The following is an 18,434-nucleotide window of genomic DNA, read 5'->3' on the forward strand; positions in this document are numbered from 1 at the left end:
TATGATTACCATTGTAATGGCCGCATGACGGCATATGGCGGCTCAGGCAGGGCATGTTCTTTTCCCGTTTCCGCGCGGCCCCGATCCTTCACCAGCCCGCCCGCATTCCCGACGGCTTGCGCGTCTACGCGGTTGGCGACATCCACGGGCGCCATGACCTGCTGCTCCGCCTGCTCGAGGCCATAGCGGCCGATACGGCGTCGGCCGCGGCGGAGTGCCGGATGGTGTTTCTCGGCGATTATATCGACCGGGGGGAGGGCAGTGCCGCGGTGATCGAGCGGCTTCTGTCCGGGACCGTGAACGAGGCCTGGACCTGCCTGACGGGCAATCACGAGTCGATGCTGCTCGCCGTGCTCGCCGGCGATCTCGATTGGGATGTCTGGCTCGGGCACGGCGGCGCGGAGACCCTGTTCTCCTATGGCGTCTCTTCCCGTGACTTCGCCGATCCGGGAAGGGACGAGGCATTGCGCGCCGCCGTTCTCGCCGCGATCCCCGCCGCCCATCTCGATTTCCTGAGAGGGCTCGCTGCGCGGCATGAGATCGGCGACTATTTCTTCTGCCATGCCGGAATTCGCCCGGGCGTCGCGCTCGACCGGCAGTCGTTCGACGATCTGATCTGGATCCGCGACGCGTTCATTCAGTCGCCGCTCGACCACGGCAAGCGGATTGTGCACGGGCACACGCCGACGATGCAGGTGGAACGGCTGCCCAATCGCATCAATGTCGACACCGGAGCCTATCTGACCCATTGCCTTTCCTGCGTCGTGCTGGAAGGTGAGACGGTCCGGGTGATCCACACATGAGGCAGCCGCGGGCGCCTGCCGGCGCGGTGCGAAAGCCCCCGGTCGAGCACGATGCGTCCACGCGACCCTCCGCCTTCCTGGCGCGCAGGACGGGCCATGAGACCTATAACGACATCGTCTTCCTCGGCCTGGTCCTGTGCCTCGCCTGGGTACCCTTCCTCCTGGGCAGCAATCGCCTTGTCGCCTGGGGCGTGAACGCGGCTCTGTTCGGCACGCTTCTCATCCTGTTCGAGGCGGGCGTGCTGGCGACGGGCGCGCGCCATGCGATCGCGCCGCGCCGGCTCTGGTGGGCCCTCCTGCTCGGGACGGCGATTGTCGGGTGGATCGTCTTCCAGCTGTCGGGCCTGGCGCCGCAGGGCTGGAACAATCCCTTCTGGCAGCTGGCGGCCGACGTGCTGGGGCGCGTTCCCGGTGCCGCGCCGGTGTCCGGCAGTATTTCGGTGACGCCGGATTCCGGCGTGCGCGGCCTCGTCGTCCTTCTGACGAACGCGATCGCCTTCTATCTCGCGCTGCAGCTCTGCCGCGACGGCCGGCGGGCCGATGTGCTTCTGCGTTCCCTGGTCGTCATCGCCGTCGGTTACGCAATCTTCGGTCTCGCGCAATTGGCGCTGTCGCCTGAAACCCTGCTGTGGTTCGAGCGGCGGGCCTATGTCGGGCAGGTGACATCGACCTTCGTGAACAAGAACAGCTACGCCACCTATGCCGGGATCGGCCTCGTCGCGACGGTCGGCCTGCTGATCGACGTCTACCGCAGGGCCGAGATCCGCCGGAGCCTGCTGATGGCGATGCGCGCCACGGCGATCGTCGACGTCACGCTGAAGAAGGCACCCGGCATTCTCGTGGCCGTCGGGATCATTGGGGTCGCTCTCGTTCTGACGATCTCCCGTGCCGGGTTCATCGCCAGCATGGCCGGGCTCGCCACCCTCATTCTGCTCATGCTGACGTCGATGCGCCGGCGCTGGATGATCGTCGCGCTGGCCGTGCCGGTATTGTGCGTCCTGTTCGCCGCGATGGTCGCCTTCGGCGACGACCTTGGCCGCCGGTTCGACCTGCAGGGGGCCGACGATCCGCGCTGGGGGGTGGTGACGCGTGCGCTGGAAGCCATAAGGGACGCGCCCCTTACGGGCTTCGGCTATGGCAGCTTCGACCGGATGTTCGCCGTCTATCGCGGGGCCGAAGCCTTCTCGCCCTGGCATCACTGGGACAAGGCGCACAACACCTATATCGAACTGCTCTTCGATCTCGGCATTCCGGCGGCTGTGGCGCTTTTCGTCCTGGTCGGCGCCCTGCTCGCGACGACGCTGGCGAACGTGCTGCGGCGGGACAGGCCGCATGTCATGAGCTTCGTCGCGCTGGGCGCGAGCGCGACGGTGCTGTTCCACGCCATGCTCGATTTCAGCCTTCAGATACAGGCGGTCGCGATCACCTATTGGGCGATCGTCGGCGCGGGTCTTGCGCAGAGCTGGAGCCGGCGCATCGACACCAGCGCCTGACCGGGTTGGCGAGTTCTCTGCCGGCGCGGTCTGCGCCGGCACTCTTCCCGTTCAGAACAGGCGCTCGCCGATGCGCACGATGTCGCCGGGGAGCACCGTCGTGGTCGTCGCGACCGGATAGGAATATTCCTGCGTCTGGCCGGCCCGGCGGATATAGACCGTGGCGTCGTTCGCCCGGTAGGTGAAGCCCCCGGCGACCGCGACCGCGCTCATGATGTTCATGCCGTTGCGATAGGGGTATTCGCCGGGCTTGGACACTTCGCCGATGATGTAGAAGGGACGGTATTGCAGGACCTCGACATTGACGCGCGGGTCGCGCATGTAGCCTGAAGACAGCTTCTGCGCGATCGTGGTTTCCAGCGCATGAGCCGTCTGTCCCTGGGCGGGGATGTTGCCGATGAGGGGTATCGAGATGATGCCCGCCGAATTGATCTCGAACTCACCCGACAGCGACGGTTCGTTGAAGACGGTGAGGCGCAGCTTGTCGCCGGTGCCGAGGACGTATTCGGTCGAGGCGGCCTGATCCCCCGGCGCGGGCGGCGGTGCGCTGGGCACGGTCGAGCAACTGGCGACGACCAGCATGGCGGGTGTCAGGAACAGTATCTTCCACATGGGAACGTGGCGTGCGCGCCGGTTCAGTCTCATATCGCTACGTCTCACGCCCCTATCGTCGCCTTGATACTGACAAGTGCCATTCAACAATCTGCATAAAATCAGAGCTGATAAGCGGCCGCTTCGAGCGATAGTCGGCGAAGGGGCCGGGATAGTCCAACAAGAGCTGGATCAAATCGTCGGGCGACACGGTCGCACCACTGAAACGGGCCGTCGACCCGGCAGCGCTGCATCGTGGGAACCACTGCCCGGACGAGCAAGACCCGATCCATGTTCCGTCCTCACGCCCCCTTTGCGGCCACCCTGCCGAGTTGGTCGTCGATAAAGGCCTTTATCTGGCTTTCGAACACGTCGCGGCCATACCGCGCCACATGGGCGCGAAACTCCTCGGGCGTGCCGGTCACCGCCCCGGCTTCGAGGCGCGTCACCGCATCGATGATCGAATCCGCCGTCTGTTCATGGAACAGCAGGCCGGTCTTGCCGTCGAGCACCGTTTCCGTCGCTCCGCCGCGGGCGAAGGCGAGCACCGGCCGGCCGCTCGCCATGACTTCCAGCGGGACGATGCCGAAATCCTCCACGCCGGGGAACACCAGTGCCTGGCAGCGGGAAAAATGGCGCTCCATCTCCGCGTCGCTCACCGCGCCGAGAAAGCGGATGGTCGGCCCGGCGAGGCGCTTCAGCCGCTCGCTCGCGCCGCTGCCGACGATGTCGAGCCGCTTGCCCATCCGGTTGAAGGCGTCGATGGCGAGTTCGATCTTCTTGTAGGGCGTGATCTGGCCGGCGCAGAGATAGGCATCGTCGAGCGTCGGGCTGGGAGCGAAGCGACCGAGTTCCACCGGCGGATTGATGACGTGGGAATCGCGCCGGTAGAATTTCGCGATGCGCTTGGAGACGTAATCGGAGTTGGCGATGAAGGCGTCGACGCGTGCCGCCGTCGTCACGTCCCATTGGCGCAATCCGGGGCCGAAGGCCGACATGGCCAGTCGCGACAGCCAGCCCGAGGAGGCGCGATATTGCGGCTCGAGGTCCCATATGTAGCGCATGGGCGACTCGCAGTAGCAGATGTGCAGGCTGTCGGGCCGGGTCACGACTCCCTTGGCGGGGCCGGACTCGTTGGAGATCACCAGATCGTAGCCGGTGAGATCGAGGCTCTCCAGCGCATAGGGCATCAGCGGCAGCATCTTCTGATAGTGCCGCCGGCCGCCGATCTTCTGCAGGAAAGAGGTCGTGATGCGGTGCCGCCGGATCGTTTCGGAGAGATTGCGCGGCTCGGCCACGAGCGTGAAGATGTCGGCCTGCGGATAGAGGCGGCAGAAGGATTCAAGGACTTTCTCGCCCCCGCGCATGCCGACGAGCCAGTAATGAACCAAGGCTACCTTCATGGGAGGGCGTCTCTTGTTGAAATCCGAACAGGAGTGAAACGGGCTCGCGGCTGGTCAGTCAAAGGCGCCCGCCGAATCCCGGCTCCAGCGCTTCAGTGCCGAGGCAAGAAGACCCGAATGGGCGGCGCCGCGCGATTCCAGCCACTCCGGCGCGATGTCGGTCGAGCGTACCAGCTTCATCACGCGGTCGGGGTGGATGCCGATGCCCGCGCTGGAGACCGGCCGCAGCGCCTGGGCAAGGCCGAGAACCAGCGGGCGCGGGATCATGTAGGTCCTTGCCGCCGGGAAATGATCCGCCCTGAACGTCTCGACGATCTGCTCCAGCGTGTAGCGGTCCGGATAGCAGCCGTTGAACACGATGTATCGCTCGTTCAGCGAGAGCGCGTAAAGGATCGACTGAACGAGATCCTCGACATAATAGCAGGCCTTGATCGTGTCCTTGCGGCCCGGATAGACGAAGAAGCCCTTTCGCAGCAGCCTGGCCAGGCGGGTGAAGTTGCCGCCTTCCCTGTGGCCGAAGATGACGGCCGGACGGCAGATCACCAGCCGGCGCTGCGCATCCTCGTCCGCCCAGGAGCGGTGGATGCCCTCGGCCAGCCATTTCGACCAGCCATAGGCGGATTCCGGCGTCGGCGCCGACGTCTCGGTCTTCGTCTCCTCGCCCGGCCCGTACACCGAGATCGAGCTGGTGAACATGAGGGTCCGCACGCCGCGCCGGCGCGCGAAGGCGGTTATCTCGGTCGCCCCGCGAATATTGGTTTCGTAGTATTCGTGCGTGGGATGGCCCGGCGTCGTGTGCACGGCGGCCAGATTGTAGACGAGGTCGATCTCGCCGCCGACGTCGAATCCCGACAGGTCGCGCACGTCGGCAGTGACGTAGTCGACACCGGGCACCTCGATTCTGGGCGACCGGATGTCGACGCTGACGAGGCGGTGGGTATCCAGTGCCGCCAGCCGACGCAGCAGATGCGACCCGATGAATCCGCCGCCGCCAAAGACGATCACGGTCTTGCGATGCATCTCGCTCAATGTCCACCTTCGGCGCGCGGCCGGGATTGATCTGCAATCATACGCAAAATCGAAATAAATCGGGGCCGGGTTGCCGCCGTGGTCCGACCGTTCCGTGCGTTTTATTCGGCAGCGGCGAGACGATGTCCACATCTTTACCGGCACACGGTTCAGGAATAGAGCCGGACGGCGCGGGCGAGGAGCCTTGCGAGCGAAGGAGGGGATTGCGCCGGCGCGCCGTTGTGCGATCAGATAGCCTGTCCCAATAGCCGGAGCCGACCATGGCCAACTACGTGAAGATCAGCGGCTTTCTCGGTGCCTGCATCACCGGTGTGGTCCATCTGCTCACCGACCTGCGCAAGGCGCCGGCGCTGGCGGAGGAAGCCGGCTATGGAGACCTGCCGAAGCTGCCCAAGCCGAAGCCGACCCTCATTCCGATCATGAAGATCGCCCCGGCCGTCGGCTGGGGGCCGGGGCAGCAGCCCAGGCCCGCGCCCGGCTTCAAGGTCGGCGCCTTCGCCGGGGACCTCGATCATCCCCGCTGGGTCTATGAGCTGCCGAACGGCGACGTCCTCGTCGCCGAGACGGCCGGCCCGCCCTGGCCGGCGGGCATCTTCAGCCTGCGCTGGTGGGCGATGGGCTTCGTCATGGTGCGTGCCGGCTCGGGCGTGAAGAGCGCCAACCGCATCACCCTGCTGCGCGACGCCGATGGCGACGGCGTGGCCGAGATCAAGGTGCCGTTCCTCGAGAACCTGTTCTCGCCCTTCGGCATGGCTTTGGTCGGCGACCAGCTCTATGTCGCCAATGCCGATGCGCTGGTGCGCTTCCCCTATGTGCCGGGCGCCACCCGCATCGACGCTCCCCCGGTGAAGGTCTGCGACCTGCCCTCGGGCCGCAATCATCACTGGACCAAGAGCCTGGTCGCCAACAAGGCCGGCACCAAGCTCTATGTCGGCGTCGGCTCCAATTCCAACGTCGCCGAGTTCGGCATGCAGGAGGAGGAGAACCGCGCCAACATCCTCGAGGTCGACATCGCGACCGGGGCGGTGCGCGTCTTCGCCGGCGGCCTGCGCAACCCCGTCGGCATGGACTGGAATCCGGTGACGGGGGAGCTCTGGACCAGCGTCAATGAGCGTGACGAGATCGGCGACGACCTCGTGCCGGACTACATGACCTCGGTGAAGGACGGCGCCTTCTATGGCTGGCCCTATTGCTACTACGACAAGATCGTCGACGAGCGGGTGAAGCCGCAGCGGCCGGATCTCGTGGCGGCCTCGCTCAAGCCGGATTACGCGCTCGGCTCGCACACCGCCTCGCTCGGCCTGACCTTCGTCGACGACGGGCGCTTCGGCGCGCGCTTCACCAACGGCGTGTTCATCGGCCAGCACGGCTCGTGGAACCGCAATCCGCCCTCCGGCTACCGGGTGATCTTCATTCCGTTCGCGGAGGGCAAGCCGGTCGGGCCGCCGGAGGAGATCCTCGGCGGCTTCCGGGTGGACGGCAAGGCGCTCGGCCGCCCGGTGGGCGTCATCGTCGACAAGCGCGGCGGGCTGCTGGTGGTCGACGATGTCGGCGACTGCATCTGGCGCGTCACCCCGGCCTGACCCACCACGGCAGCTCGCGATCCGGTCCGACGGCGTCCAGAGCCCTTTGCGATCCGGCGAGAACGCCGGATCGACGGGAAACCGCTCTCGGTTCAAGCGGCTCTAGCGCGCCGCCGGCTCGTTCCAGACGATGGCGAACACGCTGCCGCCGCCCGGTCGCGGCGTGACGGCGGCTTTGGCGCCGTGGCGCACCGCGATCTCGTCGACGATGGCGAGGCCCAGTCCCGTGCCCGGCGAGGTCATGGCGCGTCCGCGCTGGAAGCGCTCGAAGATCATGGCGCGCTCCTCCTCCGGCACGCCCGGCCCGCGATCGAGCACGCGAATGGCCGGCTCGCCGGTGATTTCGATGTCGATCGGCGTTCCCTCGGGCGTGTGCAGCATGGCGTTCTCGACGAGGTTTGTGAGTGCGAGCTGAAGCGCGTTGGCGTTGCCCGCGACCCTGACCGGGGTCGGCGGTGCGGCGAGTTGCAGCGTCCGGTGCTGACGAACGGCCAGCGGACCCAGTGCGACGAGCGCCTCGCGGGCGAGGACCACCAGATCGACGCTGGCATCCATCGGCAGCGGCGCCGCGTCGAGCCGCGCCACGTCGAGCATCTGCGAGACCAGCCGGCTGAGCCGTGTCGCATCGCTGGCGAGTTCGCTCCTCAGCGGGCCGGGCGGCATGGTGTCGATGCGTGCGGTGAGCACCGCGACCGGCGTGCGCAGTTCATGGGCGGCGTCGGTGGTGAAACGACGCTCGACATCATAAGCGCGCCCCAGCCTGGCCAGCGCGTCATTCACGGCGGCGACCAGGGGGCGGATCTCGTCGGGGAGGCCGTCCGGGGAGAGGCGCCCCCCGGAGCTGTCGGGCTGGATCGCGTGCGCCTGCTCGGCGACGCGGTCGAGCTCGCGAAACGCCCGGTTCAGCGTCCACATGGCGACGATCAGCGTCAGGACGAGCAGTGGTACCGCGGTCACGAGGCTGAAATTCACGAGTTCGCGGATCACGCTGTCCGCCAGCGTGTCGTCGTGCAGGTCGCCCTGCGCCACCAATATCCGATAGTCCCCTTTGGTGGTCGCATAGCCGTACCAGGGTACGCCGCCATCCGGGCGGGGGACGGCGAAGAACCGCTCGTCCTCACTCCCCAGCGCCGAGTCGAGTGCTGCGGCGGCTACCGGCGACGAGGCGGCGAGCACGGTGCGGTCGGGGCCGGCCACCAGATAGAGATAGGCGTCGCCGGAGTTCACGTAGGCTGCCGCCAGGTTGTCCGGCAGCCGGAGCTGCGCCGGCGTCGCGCTGGTGTCGAGCGCATTGGCGATATCGGATGCCTGATCCTGCAGGGCGCGGTCGTCCATGCTGTTGATGGCGATCATGGCGGCGCCGATCATCACCATGGCGGGGCCCAGCACGCCGAGCGTGAGCACGATGGCGAGCCGTATTGCCAGGCGCCGCTTCAGCGACCAGCGGCCGGATGCGGAGGGCAGGGGGGATGGCGTCTCCGGGGCCTGAATTGCCGGAGCCGGCGTCTCGCCTGGCGCCGTCTCACGGGGAAGCGTCATGGCACGTCGTCCATCAGGTAGCCGATGCCCCGCAGCGTATGGATGGACGGGGTCGCCTCCGCGGCGGCGAGCTTGCGCCGGAGCCGGTGAACCAGCACCTCGACGGCGTTGGATTCGAGTTCCTCGTTGAAGCCGTAGAGCGCGCCCTCGATGACCTCCTTGGTCACGACGCGGCCGGCCCGTCGCATGAACAGTTCCAGCAGCCCCAGTTCGCGCCGCGAGAGGGCGAGCGGCTGCTCGCCGACATGCACGGTGAGGTCCATGGTGTTGAGCGACAGATTGCCGATCCCGACCTTCACGCCCAGCGCCTGGTTCGGACGGCGCAGCAGGGCCCTCAGCCGGGCGATCAGTTCGTCGACATGGAAGGGCTTGAGCACATAATCGTCGGCGCCCTCTTCCAATCCCTGCACCCGGTCCGGCAGGCTGTCGCGCGCCGTCAGCACGAGCACCGGCAGCGTCATGCCGGCATTGCGGCGCTGCCGCAGCAGGTCGAGGCCGTCGCCATCCGGCAGGCGGCGGTCAAGTACCGCGATGTCGTAGGTCTCGGCGGCCAGGGCGGCGTCCGCCTCGGCCAGACTCACCACATGATCGACCGCGAATCCCGCTGCCTTCAGGCTGCTGGCGAGCAGGCGGCCGAGCTCGCGTTCATCTTCCACCAACAGTAGACGCATCGCCGCTCGCCCCGATATCGGCTCCGGCAGCAGACCAGAGGCCGATCCATCTTTTATTATAGCGTTGGTTCCAGAGCAGGGATGCGTCGAAACGCGGTGGATCACCCTTGTAGCGGGCAACGAGCTGGCCGTCGCGATGGCGCGCCAGCCAGCGGGCGGCGTCGCCCTCGCGCAGGACCTCGACCGGGTTCTCCAGCCGCGCCGCAAATCCCAGCTCGCCCTCATAGCCGCCGACGAAGGCGATCGGCCGCGCGCCATCGAGCCTTGCGGCGAGGGGCGCGATATCGAAGTTCGGCAGGCCGCCCGCCGACGTCTCCAGCAAGCCGGCGAGCAGCAGGCTGGCCGTCAGCGCCGGTGCGGCGCGCCAGACGTCGTTGCGCAGCAGCCAGACCGCCAGCGACAGGGCCATGAGCAGCAGCCCCTCCTTGGCCGAAAGCGGCGGCAGGGTGTCGGGAAAGACCGGCGCCAGCATCGCGCAGCCCCAGAGGGCGAGGCCGGCGGCCAGCGTGGCGATCGCGAACCCGTTCTCCGGCCGGTCGTCGCCGCCGGCGCGCGAGATCACACGGGCGATGATCAGGGCGGCGGCCGGCAGGAGCGGCAGGAGGTAATGCAGCTGCTTGCTGGAGATCAGCGAGAAGCCGATGAACCCGGCGAGCGTCGCGATCACCGGGAGCCGCCAGACCCTGTCGCTCCAGAGTCCCGCCCAGGCGCTCCTGCACCACATGCGGTGGCTGCAGCCCCATGGAAGCAGCAGCGCCGACAGTAGCGGCAGATAGAACCAGAAGGGCCGGCGGTGGGCAAAGGCCCCGACCATGCGGCCGGCCGTCTGCTTCCACAGCAGCACGGCCGCGAAATCCGCACCGCCCGCCCCCGCCGCCGACACGGCCCAGGCGAGGGCCGGAAGCGCGCCGAGAAAGACCATGAGAATCAAGCTCATGTACCAGCCGGCCCAGCCGCGCGGGCGCGCCGGCGCCCAGAGCGGCGCCAGCACCGCCGCCGGCACGGCATGCATCAGCATGACCGGGCCCTTCGCCAGAAGGCCGAAGGCGAGGGACACGGCGAACATGATCCAGCCGAGCCGCGCCCGCCCGCGTGCAGCGTGCAGCAGTCCCAGCAGCGCCAAAACCCCCGCCCCCGTCAGCATCGCGTCGAACATTACCGCCGTCGCCATCGCGGCGAAGACGACCGTGCTCGCAAGGACGAGCGCAGCGCGGGCGGCGAGGAGAGGGCCCGCGATCTCCTTCGCCAGCCGATAGGTCGCCAGGACACTGGCCGGATAGAACAGTGCCGGCACCAGCCGCGCGCTCCATTCCGTCGGTCCCGTGACGAGCCAGGCGAGATTGATCAGCCAGAACAGCATCGGCGGCTTGTGGCTGTAGGGCGCGCCGTTGAGGTGCAGGAGAATGGGATCGCCGGAGTTCCACATTTCCCAGGCGACGGTCAGGTAGCGCGTCTCGTCAATGGCGAAGGGGCGGCGCAGCGTGAGCGTGAGCACGATAGCGAAGAGGCTCAGGCTTACGGCCAGCAGAAGGGGTTCCCTCGCCAGCGGCAGGGCGCCCGTCTGCCCCGTCGCCGGTTCGGCAAATGAAGAGGCGTGGTTCATGCGTCGGCACGCGCGCTGCGGCGTTCTCCGCGCAGCAGGCGAATGTTGCGCACATAGACGAGGAGGCCGGCAGACTGCCCGACGATGAAGACCGGATCGCGCTGGTAAATGGCGTAGGTCAGCAGGCTGAGCGCGCCGGCGATGCTCAGATACCAGAAGCCATGTGGCAGGATGCTGCGGCCCGCGCGCTCGCTCTGCCACCATTGAAGGAGGAAACGGGCGGAGAACAGGGCTTGTCCCGCCAGTCCGAAGGCCGTCCAGAACATGGCGGTCACTCGACGACCTCCGGATGGCGCATGCGCGCCCGCAGCCACATCACCCCGAAGAGATCGGCGATGCCGACCCAGAGCCTGTTCCAGGTACCGTATTTGGAGCGGCCGGCGGACCGGGGGCGATGGTTCACGGGATGGGTGAGAACGACATAGCCCTCGCGCTGCATCAGTGCCGGCAGGAAGCGGTGCATGTGATCGAAGTACGGCAGCCGCAGGAAGCAGTCGCGGTCGAATACCTTCAGCCCGCAGCCGGTGTCGGCGATGCCGTCATCGAGGAGGGTGCCCCGCACGCCATTGGCGATGCGCGAGGAGAGCCGCTTGGCGAGGCTGTCGTTGCGCCGCCGCCGCTGGCCGGCCACCATGCGGACCGGGATCCTCGATACGGAGGCCCGGCGGTACATGGCCAACATCGCCGGGATATCGGCGGGATCGTTCTGCCCGTCGCCGTCCATCGTCACCACGGTGCGCCCCAGCGCCGCCTGGATGCCGGTGCGGATGGCAGCACTCTGGCCGCAGCACGCCCGATGCCCGAGCAGCGAGAGGCTGGGCCAGTTGCGTGCCGTCCGGCGCACCAGATCCGCCGTTCCGTCCGTCGATCCATCGTCGATGACGAGTATCTCGAACCTCTCGGCCCGCAGGACGGTGGCGATCTCCTCGATGAGGGGAAGGATGGCTTCCGCCTCGTCCCGGACCGGAATCACGATGGAGACGTCCGGCACGCTGGCGCGCAGGGCGCTCAGGCTGGCCAGTGGAAGATCGAAAGCGTCGTGGCGCATGTGGGTCTCCGCCGGCGCGTCGTTCGCCGATGGCGGATCTCTCGTCTGCTCAGCTTACGCGATCCTTACGGCGGCGCGGCAGAGGTCGTTCGTGCCTCCAGAGCATGTTTCGCGAATGCTGATCGACTTGCGCGAAACATGCTGCAACTAATTGAAACGTATACATTTTCATGCCGATAAGGCGTTTCGCCTGATCGGCATGGGCTCTAGCTTCGCTTCTGGTTATAGACGTCGAGGCAGACGGCGCCGAGCAGCACGAGGCCCTTGATCACCTGCTGGTAGTCGATGCCGATGCCGAGGATGGACATGCCATTGTTCATCACGCCCATGATCAGCGCGCCGATGACGGCGCCGCCGACGCGGCCCACTCCGCCATAGGCCGAGGCGCCGCCGATGAAGCAGGCGGCGATGACGTCGAGCTCGAAGCCGAGTCCTGCCTTCGGCGTTGCCGTGTTCAGCCGGGCGGCGAAGACCAGGCCGGCGAGCGCCGCCAGCACGCCCATATTGACGAAGGTGAGGAAGGTCAGCCGCTCCGTCTTGATGCCGGAGAGCTTGGCTGCCTTCTCATTGCCTCCCACCGCGTAGATCTGCCGGCCGATCGTCGTTCGGGTGGTGACGAAGGCGTAGAGGGCGATCAGCGCCGTCATGATCACCAGCACGTTCGGCAGGCCGCGATGCGAGGCGATGAGATAGGCGAAATAGACAATGACGGTGAGGAGCAGCAGGTTCTTGAGGACGAAGAATCCGTACGGCTCGGTCTCGACGCCGTGCGCTTCCTGCCGGCTGCGGCCGCGGAAGTTCAGCCAGACAAAGGCCAGCGCCAGTGCGGCACCGATGGCCAGAGAGGTCGGATAAAGCGCGCCCGCATCGGGCACGAGTTCGGGAATGAAGCCGGAGGAGAGCTTCTGGAACTCGGGCGGGAACGGCCCGACCGACTGGCCCTGCAGGATGGCGAGGGCCAGCCCCTTGAACACCAGCATGCCCGCGAGGGTGACGATGAAGGACGGGATCTTGAAATAGGCCACCCAATAGCCCTGCGCCGCGCCGATGAGGGCACCGAGGGCCAGGCAGATCAGCGTCGCGGGAATGAAGTGCATGCCGAACTTCACCATCAGCACGGCCGCGACGGCGCCGATGAAGCCCGCCACCGATCCGACCGACAGGTCGATATGGCCGGTGACGATGACCAGCAGCATGCCCAGCGCCATGATGACGATATAGCTGTTCTGCAGCACGAGGTTGGTGAGGTTCAGCGGCCGCAGCAGCGTGCCGTTGGTCATCACCTCGAAGAAGATCATGATGGCGAACAGCGAGAGCAGCATGCCGTAGTCGCGCAGATTATTCTTCAGGAAACCGGCATGATGAGGCTTGTCCTGAAGTGCGCTGGTCTTCTCGTTCATTGGCCGGCTCCTTCCCTGCGCATGATGGAGCGCATGATTTTTTCCTGTGTCGCCTCGCGGCCGGCAAATTCACCGACGAAGGCGCCCTCGTTCATCACGCAGATGCGGTCGCATATGCCGAGCAGTTCCGGCATCTCGGACGAGATCACCACAACGCCTTTGCCGGCATCCGCCAATTCATTGATGATGCAGTAGATTTCATACTTCGCGCCGACATCGATGCCGCGCGTCGGCTCGTCGAGGATCAGCACCTTCGGATTGGTGAACAGCCATTTCGACAGCACCACCTTCTGCTGGTTGCCGCCCGAGAGCTTGCCGGCTTCCTGGTAGACGCTGTGGCTGCGGATGCGCATGCGGCCACGATAATCGGAGGCGACGCGCAGTTCCTTGAGGTCGTCGATGACCTTTGCCGAGGCCACCGCCGGCAGGTTCGCCAGCGTCACGTTCTTGCGCACGTCCTCGGCGAGCAGCAGGCCGAGCTGCTTGCGGTCCTCGGTGACGTAGGCGAGGCCGGCGTCGATGGCGCGACGGACGGTCGAGAGGTCGACCTCGCGCCCCTCGATCTCGGCGCGGCCGGTGATCTTCTGGCCATAGGCCCGGCCGAACACGCTCATGGCGAATTCGGTGCGCCCGGCGCCCATTAGCCCGGCAATGCCGACGATCTCGCCGCGCTTCACCTCGAAGTCGACATTCTTGATGACTCTCCGGTCGGCGTGGATCGGATGGAAGGCCGACCAGTCGGAAACCCTCAGGATGGTTTCGCCGATGACCGGCTCGCGCCTGGGATAGCGGTGCTCGAGGTCGCGATCGACCATCTTGGCGATGATGCGGTCCTCCTCCACCGCCGCGTCGCGGCAGTCCATCGTGTCGACCGTGCGTCCGTCGCGCAGCACGGTGATACGGTCGGCGACCTTCGATACCTCGTTCAGCTTGTGCGAGATGAGGATGGAGGCGATGCCCTGCGCCTTGAACTCGAGCAGCAGGTCGAGCAGGGCGGCGCTGTCCTTCTCGGACAGGCTGGCGGTCGGCTCGTCGAGGATGAGAAGGCGCACCTTCTTCGACAGCGCCTTGGCGATCTCGACCAGTTGCTGCTTGCCGACGCCAATGTCGGTGACGCGCGTGTCCGGCGCCTCGTCGAGCCCGACCTTGGCCAGCAACTCGCGGGTGCGCCGGTGCACCGCGTCGCGGTCGATGATGCCGAAGCGTGCCGGCGGATTGGCGATGAAGATGTTCTCGGCGATCGACATCAAGGGGATCAGTGCCAGTTCCTGATGGATGATGATGATGCCGAGCGCCTCGGAATCGTTGATGTCGCGAAACTGCCGCTCCTCGCCGTCGAAGACGATGGAGCCCTCATAGGAGCCGTGCGGATAGACCCCGCTCAGCACCTTCATGAGGGTGGACTTGCCGGCGCCGTTCTCGCCGACAAGGGCGTGGATCTCGCCGGGTTCGACCGTGAAGGAGACATCGCTCAGCGCCTTCACCCCGGTGAAGTGCTTGCTGATGCCTTGCATTTCCAGAAGAGCGTTCATTCCGCGTGCCGCCTTGAGAGAGCGCCCGCGCCGGTGCATGCGACCGGCGCGGGCCTTTACGACCGTTCCGCGGGTCTCAGTTGATCTGGTCCGCCGCGTAGTAGCCGCTGCCAACCAGCACATCGTTCCAGTTGCTCTTGTCGACGACGACTGGCTTGAGCAGATAGGAGGGCACGACCTTCACGCCGTTATTGTAGGTCTTGGTGTCGTTGACCGTGACCTCCTTGCCGGACAGCGAGGCGTCGACCATGTCGGCGGTGACCTTGGCGAGTTCGCGGGTGTCCTTGAAGATGGTCGAGTACTGCTCGCCGGCGAGGATCGACTTGACCGAGGGCACCTCCGCGTCCTGCCCGGTGACGACCGGCATCTTCATGTCGCCCGAACCGTATCCCACGCCCTTGAGCGAGGAGAGGATGCCGATGGATAGGCCGTCATAGGGCGAGAGCACCCCGTCGAGCTTCTTGTCGGAGTAGTAGGCGCTGAGCAGGTTATCCATGCGGGCCTGCGCGGTGGCGCCGTCCCAGCGCAGCGTCGAGACCTTGTCCATGCCGGTCTGGCCGGAGGGGATCTTCAGCGTGCCGTTGTCGATCAGCGGCTTCAGCACCGAGAGCGCGCCGTCATAGAAGAAATAGGCGTTGTTGTCGTCCGGCGAGCCGCCGAACAGCTCGACGTTGAACGGGCCCTTGTTCTCGGGGTAGCCGAGGCCCTTGAGCAGGGATTGCGCCTGCAGCACACCGACCTGGAAATTGTCGAACGTCGCGTAGTAGTCGACGTTCGGCGTCTCGCGGATAAGGCGGTCATAGGCGATGACCTTGATGCCCTTGGCCTGAGCCTGCTTCAGCACGTCGGAGAGCGTGGTGCCGTCGATCGAGGCGATCACCAGCACCTTCGCGCCCTTCGTCACCATGTTCTCGATCTGCGAGAGCTGGTTGGGAATGTCGTCCTCGGCATATTGAAGGTCGGTGCCATAGCCGCGCTCCTTGAGCACCTTCACCATGTTGTCGCCGTCGGCGATCCAGCGGGCCGACGACTTTGTCGGCATGGCGATGCCCACCGTCGCCTTGTCCTGGGCGGCGGCGGGGGCGGCGATCGAGAGCGCGAACGCCCCGAGGGCGATGGCGGAAAGCGTGTTGGTCAGGCGTTTCATGTTGAACTCCCTGGGTGGATGGATGGCCGCGTTTCGCGTGTCGTCTTGTTGGCGGGCGAGCCCGCGTCGCGCTTCATGTCCGACGTCTTGGCGCGTCAGGCCTCCCCTTTTGGAGGAAAGACCGCGTCATAGGCGGCGATGACCGCCCGGGCCTTCACCTTCACCTCGGATGCCCCGGCGCCGGGCCGGTAGAGGCTGGAGCCGAGTCCGAAGGTGCGGATGCCCGCCGCCGCATAGGCGGCGAAATCCTTCTCGCCGACGCCGCCGACGGCGCCGACCACCGTGCCGGGCGGCAGCACGACGGACATCGCCTGGATGATCGAGGGGCCGAGCAGGCTGGCGGGGAAGAACTTCAGCGCCGAGGCGCCGGCCTTCACCGCCGCAAGCGCCTCGGTCGGCGTCAGCACGCCAGGCATGGTGACCATGCCGTGGCCGGCCGCATGCCGGACGATTTCAGGAGCGATGTTCGGGCTGACCATGAGCCGGCCGCCGGTATCGGCAAGGCGGTCGACCTCCTCGATCTCCAGCACCGTGCCCGCACCGATCAGCACGCCGGGCGGTGCCATCCGTGCTGCCAACCCGATCGAGCGGAACGGCTCGGGCGAGTTGAGCGGAATCTCGATCGCCTCTAGCCCCTCCTCGATCAGCGCGCCGACGACCGCCTCCGCCTCCGGCGGCGTCAGGCCGCGCAGGATGGCGACCAGCGGCCGGCGCAGTCGCGGCCAGGCGATGCGCGTCGCTTCCGGGATGGTCATGCCGGGGCTCCTTCTGCGTGGAAGGCGATGAGCGCCGCCGCATGCAGCCCGGCGCGCACGCAGTCTTCCGCCCCCCGGAGGACGACGTCGGTGACACCAGCGACATCGAGCGCGCCGAGATAGGCTGCCGCCAGCGGACCGGCCGCGACCAGCGCGATCCGGTTCTGCGTGCCGAACTGACGTGCGGCGCCAGCGAGTTCGATGCCGATCAGGAAACCCGACAGGCGCGACAGCGTCGCCGTCGGGTCGGTTCCGGTCAGCAGCCAGGAGGCCCGCAACCGGAACAGCGCGCTGCCGAGCCTCTCGGGCGCGGCGAGGCCCTCGCTCACGCCCTGCGCGAAGGCGGCGCTGGCGGGGGCGATATCGCCGGCATCGGCGACTGCCGGTGCGAGGACCGAGGCGGTGCGCAGCAAATGGAACATTTCGCCGGTCATGAAGGTGGCGAAGCGTTCGACCGAACCCTCCTTCAGCACGACCCATTTCGAGTGGGTGCCGGGCAGGCAGACGAGACCGCTGCCACCTTCGTGGGTCAGCGCGAGCAACTGGGTCTCCTCGCCGCGCATCACGTCGGGATGGGCCGGGTCGCGCTGGGCGAGGCCCGGCAGGATGCGGACCGGCCGCCGGCTCGACCGTACGGCAACGGCTTGTCGCGCCAGCTTGTCGAGCCGCAGCGGCGTGTCGAGATAGGGCGCCTCGATCCAGCCGCCGCGCGAGCCGACCATGCCGCACATCATCACGGGCACGCCGTCCAGAATGCCGAGGGCGGCAAGATGGGTTTCGAGAATCTCCTCGAAGCCATGGGGGGAAGCGGCGATGAGCCCCTGCGCGCTGCGCCGCTCGCCGAGCACGCGCCCCGCGCGGTCGAGCGCCCAGAGGCGGAAGCTGGACGTTCCCCAGTCGACGACGACATGCGCGATGTCCGCCATCACGCGCCTCCCAGCAGCACGCGCGGCTCGGCGCGCCCGCGAACACCGAGGTCGAGGATGAAGGTGCGGCCATGATGCGGGTCGGCCGCCCGGGCCGCCGCGCCCATATCCTGAAAGGCCGAGGTGACGAGCAGGAAGTCGAAGCCCGGCCCGACGAAGACGGGGCAGCTCACCTGCCGCGCCGGCGCGCGCGCCGTGCGTACGAGCTGGCCGTCCGGCGAATAGACGTTGAGCCGCGCGCCGCCCCAGATCGCGCACCAGATCAGTCCCTCGGCGTCCGTCACCGCGCCGTCGAGTCCGCCTTCGTCGCGATGGATGTGGATCACGGCCGGTACTTCCAGTGGCAGGCCGGTCGCCGGGTCCAGGCGGACGCGATGGAGCCGGTTCGCCGCCGTGTCGGCGAAGTAGCCGAGCCGGCCGTCCGGCGAGAAGCAGATGGCGTTGGGAATGGTCACGTTGCGGAACAGCGAAACGACCGCGCCCTTGTGGAAGGCGTAGACGGTTCCCGCCTCCCGTTCGGCATTGCGGCCCATGGTGCTGAACCAGAGCGTGCCGCTGGGATGCACCCGTGCGTCGTTGGAGCGCGTGCGCGGGTTGGCGGCCTCGACGGCGGCGACGAGGTCGAACTGCCCGGTCGCCTTGTCGCGCAGGACCAGGCCGTCCTCGGTCACGAGCAATTGCCTCCGGCCGTCGATCGCCGCCAGGGCGCTCGCCATGAAGGGGAGCGCGTGGCTGCGGATGGCCCGGCGGGCGAGGCTGGCCTCGAACAGCCTGCGCTCGATTATGTCGAACCACCATGCGGTGTCGCTCACCGCCTCGTAGCTCGCCCCTTCGCCGAGATGGCAACGCTCGGCGCACAGCACGGAGAGCGGCAGGGAGTCCGCCTCCATCTCCGGTGCCGCGTGGGCGAT

At 67.1% G+C, this 18,434-nt stretch carries 17 protein-coding genes; 3 read left to right on the plus strand and 14 right to left on the minus strand.

The annotated features are described in order from the left end of the window. Positions 1 to 53 precede the first annotated feature (53 nt). Together AC1PZ7_RS12140 and AC1PZ7_RS12145 are read left to right on the plus strand one after the other, a co-directional pair. Positions 54 to 803, plus strand: a complete 750-nt coding sequence (locus AC1PZ7_RS12140; RefSeq protein WP_482355483.1) for a metallophosphoesterase family protein — start codon at positions 54 to 56, stop codon at positions 801 to 803. Continuing rightward, positions 800 to 2,296 (plus strand): O-antigen ligase family protein, encoded by a 1,497-nt coding sequence (locus AC1PZ7_RS12145; protein ID WP_482355484.1) that lies wholly within the window; start codon positions 800 to 802, stop codon positions 2,294 to 2,296. The genes AC1PZ7_RS12140 and AC1PZ7_RS12145 overlap by 4 nt, the downstream gene beginning before the upstream one ends. Before the next feature lie 51 nt (positions 2,297 to 2,347). Here AC1PZ7_RS12145 and AC1PZ7_RS12150 read toward each other — a convergent pair whose 3' ends face one another. From AC1PZ7_RS12150 to AC1PZ7_RS12160, 3 genes are all read right to left on the minus strand, one after another. After that, positions 2,348 to 2,941 (minus strand): polysaccharide biosynthesis/export family protein, encoded by a 594-nt coding sequence (locus AC1PZ7_RS12150; RefSeq protein ID WP_482355485.1) that lies wholly within the window; start codon positions 2,939 to 2,941, stop codon positions 2,348 to 2,350. 248 nt (positions 2,942 to 3,189) lie between these two features. Next, positions 3,190 to 4,290 (minus strand): glycosyltransferase, encoded by a 1,101-nt coding sequence (locus AC1PZ7_RS12155; protein ID WP_482355486.1) that lies wholly within the window; start codon positions 4,288 to 4,290, stop codon positions 3,190 to 3,192. Between the two features lie 54 nt (positions 4,291 to 4,344). After that, complete coding sequence (locus tag AC1PZ7_RS12160) at positions 4,345 to 5,310, minus strand: NAD-dependent epimerase/dehydratase family protein (RefSeq protein ID WP_482355487.1); 966 nt, start codon at positions 5,308 to 5,310, stop codon at positions 4,345 to 4,347. Between the two features lie 269 nt (positions 5,311 to 5,579). Between AC1PZ7_RS12160 and AC1PZ7_RS12165 the strand changes: the two genes are divergently transcribed. Continuing rightward, the gene (locus tag AC1PZ7_RS12165) at positions 5,580 to 6,902 is read left to right on the plus strand and encodes a PQQ-dependent sugar dehydrogenase (RefSeq protein WP_482355488.1); all 1,323 of its coding nucleotides are present in this window, start codon (positions 5,580 to 5,582) and stop codon (positions 6,900 to 6,902) included. A gap of 102 nt (positions 6,903 to 7,004) precedes the next feature. Here the strand turns inward: AC1PZ7_RS12165 and AC1PZ7_RS12170 are convergent, their stop codons facing one another. From AC1PZ7_RS12170 to AC1PZ7_RS12220, 11 genes are all read right to left on the minus strand, one after another. Continuing rightward, positions 7,005 to 8,441 carry a sensor histidine kinase gene (locus tag AC1PZ7_RS12170; RefSeq protein ID WP_482355489.1) on the minus strand — a complete coding sequence of 479 codons (1,437 nt, stop codon included), beginning with the start codon at positions 8,439 to 8,441 and terminating at the stop codon, positions 7,005 to 7,007. Further along, positions 8,438 to 9,112 carry a response regulator gene (locus AC1PZ7_RS12175; RefSeq protein ID WP_482355490.1) on the minus strand — a complete coding sequence of 225 codons (675 nt, stop codon included), beginning with the start codon at positions 9,110 to 9,112 and terminating at the stop codon, positions 8,438 to 8,440. The genes AC1PZ7_RS12170 and AC1PZ7_RS12175 overlap by 4 nt, the downstream gene beginning before the upstream one ends. Then, the gene (locus tag AC1PZ7_RS12180) at positions 9,087 to 10,715 is read right to left on the minus strand and encodes an ArnT family glycosyltransferase (protein ID WP_482355491.1); all 1,629 of its coding nucleotides are present in this window, start codon (positions 10,713 to 10,715) and stop codon (positions 9,087 to 9,089) included. Before AC1PZ7_RS12180 ends, AC1PZ7_RS12175 begins: the two co-directional genes overlap by 26 nt. Further along, positions 10,712 to 10,981 (minus strand): lipid-A-disaccharide synthase N-terminal domain-containing protein, encoded by a 270-nt coding sequence (locus AC1PZ7_RS12185; protein WP_482359630.1) that lies wholly within the window; start codon positions 10,979 to 10,981, stop codon positions 10,712 to 10,714. The genes AC1PZ7_RS12180 and AC1PZ7_RS12185 overlap by 4 nt, the downstream gene beginning before the upstream one ends. A 5-nt stretch (positions 10,982 to 10,986) precedes the next feature. Beyond that, a complete protein-coding gene (locus AC1PZ7_RS12190) occupies positions 10,987 to 11,763 on the minus strand; it encodes a glycosyltransferase family 2 protein (protein WP_482355492.1) in 777 nt (258 codons plus the stop codon). A gap of 206 nt (positions 11,764 to 11,969) precedes the next feature. Continuing rightward, complete coding sequence (gene mmsB, locus AC1PZ7_RS12195) at positions 11,970 to 13,163, minus strand: multiple monosaccharide ABC transporter permease (RefSeq protein WP_482355493.1); 1,194 nt, start codon at positions 13,161 to 13,163, stop codon at positions 11,970 to 11,972. Next, positions 13,160 to 14,695, minus strand: coding sequence for a multiple monosaccharide ABC transporter ATP-binding protein (mmsA, locus tag AC1PZ7_RS12200; protein WP_482355494.1), 1,536 nt, complete (start codon positions 14,693 to 14,695; stop codon positions 13,160 to 13,162). Before mmsA ends, mmsB begins: the two co-directional genes overlap by 4 nt. Positions 14,696 to 14,771: 76 nt before the next feature. Next, positions 14,772 to 15,842: a multiple monosaccharide ABC transporter substrate-binding protein gene (gene chvE / locus AC1PZ7_RS12205; protein ID WP_482355495.1), complete on the minus strand. Its 1,071-nt coding sequence runs from the start codon at positions 15,840 to 15,842 to the stop codon at positions 14,772 to 14,774. Positions 15,843 to 15,937: 95 nt separating this feature from the next. After that, entirely contained in the window at positions 15,938 to 16,597 is a 660-nt protein-coding gene (locus tag AC1PZ7_RS12210) for a 2-dehydro-3-deoxy-6-phosphogalactonate aldolase (protein ID WP_482355496.1), read from the minus strand. Further along, positions 16,594 to 17,523, minus strand: a complete 930-nt coding sequence (locus tag AC1PZ7_RS12215) for a 2-dehydro-3-deoxygalactonokinase (protein ID WP_482355497.1) — start codon at positions 17,521 to 17,523, stop codon at positions 16,594 to 16,596. Before AC1PZ7_RS12215 ends, AC1PZ7_RS12210 begins: the two co-directional genes overlap by 4 nt. Further along, the gene (locus tag AC1PZ7_RS12220) at positions 17,523 to 18,413 is read right to left on the minus strand and encodes an SMP-30/gluconolactonase/LRE family protein (RefSeq protein WP_482359631.1); all 891 of its coding nucleotides are present in this window, start codon (positions 18,411 to 18,413) and stop codon (positions 17,523 to 17,525) included. The genes AC1PZ7_RS12215 and AC1PZ7_RS12220 overlap by 1 nt, the downstream gene beginning before the upstream one ends. Between the last annotated feature and the right edge of the window lie 21 nt (positions 18,414 to 18,434).

It is taken from the genome of Ancylobacter sp. TW_SC_1 (assembly GCF_056836805.1).